The following is a 2,946-nucleotide window of genomic DNA, read 5'->3' on the forward strand; positions in this document are numbered from 1 at the left end:
GTTCCTCGCCACCACCGTCGGGCCGGTGGTGGACTACGACGCCCGGCGGGGCACCGCGCTGGTGAAGACCCTGGAGGCGTACTTCGGGGTGGGGGGCAGCCTGGCCCGGGCAGCCGAGCTGCTGCACGTGCACGTCAACACGGTGACCCAGCGGCTGGAACGGGTCGGTCAGCTCCTCGGCCCCGACTGGCAGAAGCCCGGCCGGGCGCTGGAGGTGCAGCTCGCGCTGCGCCTGCACCGGCTGCGCGAGCCGCCGCCCTGACCGGGTGGGATGCCAGCTCCGCGAGCCGCCGCCCTGACCGGGTGGGATGCAGGTCCGCGAGTCGATGCCCTGACCGGTCTGGGTGGCGTCAGCGGGCCCGGATGCCGTCCAGGACACCGTCGACGATCCGGTCCGGGAGCAGGGTGTCGTCCAGCTCGGGGTGCCAGCGCAGCATCCGCTGGATCAGCATCGGCCCGGTGAGCAGCGCCATCGCCACCTCGATGTCGAGGTCGGCCCGCAGTTCGCCGAGGCGCACCCCCCGGCGGAGCACCTCGCGCATCAGCTGCCGGCGGGGCTCGATGATGTTCTGGTAGAGCTGGAAGTGGTCGGGGCTGCGGTTCACCTCCGGCACGAGGCACGGCATGATCTTGGCGGCGCGCGGGTCGATGTGGTGCCCGACCGCGCCGACCAGCAGCACCAGGTCGTCCCGGACGGAGTGGCCCGCCGGATTCGGCATGGCACCCTTGAGCCGACGCAGCGCGTCCAGCAGCAGCGCGTCCTTGCCGCGCCATCGGCGGTAGATGGTCGCCTTGCCGACCCCGGCCCGGGCCGCGATCGCCTCGATGGAGAGCGCCTCGATCGTGTTGCCCTCGGCGAGCAGGTCGAGGGCAGCCTCCACGATCGCCTCGTCCGCGCGGCTGCTCCGCGGTCGCCCGGGCGACCGCGGAGCATCGGCGGTGGAAGTCATGTCCGACATTGTTGCCGTACCTATGCGGTTCCGGCCAACTCCGGTTCACCTGCCACCGGTGAGCCGGCTGCCCGGTCGTTGGGCCGGCCGGGCATCCAGCGCAGCACGACCACGAAGCCGAACGCGGCGACCACCGCAGAGAGCGCCGCCGCCCAGTGCATCGCCGAGACGAAGGCGGAATTGGCGGCCGTGACCAGCGCCGGCCCGGTCGGGCCGAGCTGTCCGGCCGCCGCGTACGCGCCGGAGATCGACTCACTGGCCGCCTCGTGCGCCCCGGCCGGCAGGCCACGCAGGGCAGGGGCGACGTCACCCCGGTAGACCGCGGACAGCACCGAGCCGAGCACGGCCACGCCGAGGGCACCGGCGACCTGGCGGACGGTGTTGCTGACCGCCGACCCGACGCCGGCCTTCTCCCGGGGCAGCGCCGACATGATCGACTCGGTGGCCGGCGGCATGATGTTGGCCATGCCGATGCCCTGGAGGAGGAAGGCCACCAGGACCACCCAGATCGGGGTGCTCGCGTCGATGAACGCGAACGCCGCGAGGGCCACGGTGGACAGCGCCAACCCGACGGCCGCGACGGCCCGGCCCCCGTACCTGCGGACCATCGCCGCGCTACGCGGGGCGAAGATCAGCTGGGCGGCGGCGAAGGGCAGGAAGAGCAGGCCGGTCTGCAACGGGGTGTAGCCACGGACCAGTTGCAGGTAGAACGAACTGAAGAACATCACGCCCATGGCTGCGAAGAAGACCAGCCCGACGAGCGCGACCGGGGCGGCGAAGCGGGGCACCCGGAACAGCCGGACGTCCAGCGACGGGTGGTCGCTGCGCAGCTCCAGCAGCACGAACCAGGTCAGCACGGCCAGGCCGCCGAGGATCGACACCCAGACCAGGGGCCGGTCGAAGCCGTGCTCGCCGCCGTCGATGATGCCGTAGGTCAGCGCGACCAGACCCACCACCGACAGCAGCACGCCGGGGACGTCGACCCGACCCGGGTCGGGGTCGCGGGACTCGGGCACCAGCAGGGCGACCAGGACCACGCCGAGCGCGACCACCGGCACGTTGATCAGGAAGACCGAGCCCCACCAGTAGTGTTCCAGCAGCGCACCGCCGAGAACCGGGCCGATCGCCACGGCCAGGCCGACCGCGCCGGCCCACACGCCGATCGCCCGGCCACGCTCCCGGGGGTCGAAGACGTTGGAGATGATCGACAGGGTCACCGGCATGATCGCCGCCCCGCCGACGCCCATCAGCGCGCGGGCGCCGATGAGCTGGGCCGGGCTCTGTGCGTACGCCGACAGCAGCGACGCCAGGCCGAACAGGACCAGCCCGATCAGCAGGAAGCGCTTACGACCGGCGCGATCACCGAGTACGCCGAAGGTGAAGAGCAGGCCCGCGAAGACGAGCGTGTAGGAGTTGATCGACCACTCCAGCTCGCCCTGGCTCGCGCCGAGGCCGTGCACCGGGTCGGCGAGCGTACGCAGGGCGACGTTGAGGATGGTGTTGTCGAGGACGACGACAAGGAGGCTGATCACCAGCACCCCGAGGATCGCCCACCTCCTCGGGTGTCCGGTGTTCTCGTTCGCTTGCATGGGCCTTCCCTCTCCCCCGGTGCGCCCCGCTACGCAAATGCGACACGGGGCAGACTCGTAACCTGGACGAGGTTAGGCGAGGAATTTTCGATACGGAACCGGACCGTATCGTTTGTGCGCCAGGTCACGTACGCCCGCCGCGCGGTCTCTGCGTTGATCGACTCCGTGTCCGCCATATGCGGGCATCCGGCCCGCCCGCATGCCCCCATGTCGCCGGCATGGAGTCGATCACCCGACCCGTCAGGCCCGGCCTGAGGCGGCTGCCGGATCCGTCCCCCCGGGGGTCGAGGTGGGCGTGGCCGCGAAGGGCCCCCGCCCCGATCGGCCTCCTCGGGGCCCCGGGGGGGTGACCGCCGGCACCCCGACCGTGGAATGACGGCCCGGCCGGGGTCGTTACACCTGACAGA

At 71.9% G+C, this 2,946-nt stretch carries 3 protein-coding genes; 1 reads left to right on the forward strand and 2 read right to left on the reverse strand.

Annotated features, from left to right (window positions below):
- Positions 1-262, forward strand: a 262-nt coding sequence (locus tag E1258_RS31585; protein ID WP_132407516.1) for a CdaR family transcriptional regulator, incomplete at its 5' end; no start/stop codon positions are given.
- An 88-nt stretch (positions 263-350) separates the two neighbouring features.
- Here E1258_RS31585 and E1258_RS31590 read toward each other — a convergent pair.
- Together E1258_RS31590 and E1258_RS31595 are read right to left on the reverse strand one after the other, a co-directional pair.
- Positions 351-959, reverse strand: a complete 609-nt coding sequence (locus E1258_RS31590; protein ID WP_132407518.1) for a TetR/AcrR family transcriptional regulator — start codon at positions 957-959, stop codon at positions 351-353.
- Positions 960-970: 11 nt separating this feature from the next.
- Positions 971-2,539: an MFS transporter gene (locus tag E1258_RS31595; protein WP_132407520.1), complete on the reverse strand. Its 1,569-nt coding sequence runs from the start codon at positions 2,537-2,539 to the stop codon at positions 971-973.
- Positions 2,540-2,946 lie beyond the last annotated feature (407 nt).

The sequence above is a fragment of the Micromonospora sp. KC207 genome, assembly GCF_004348615.1.
Taxonomy (GTDB): domain Bacteria; phylum Actinomycetota; class Actinomycetes; order Mycobacteriales; family Micromonosporaceae; genus Micromonospora.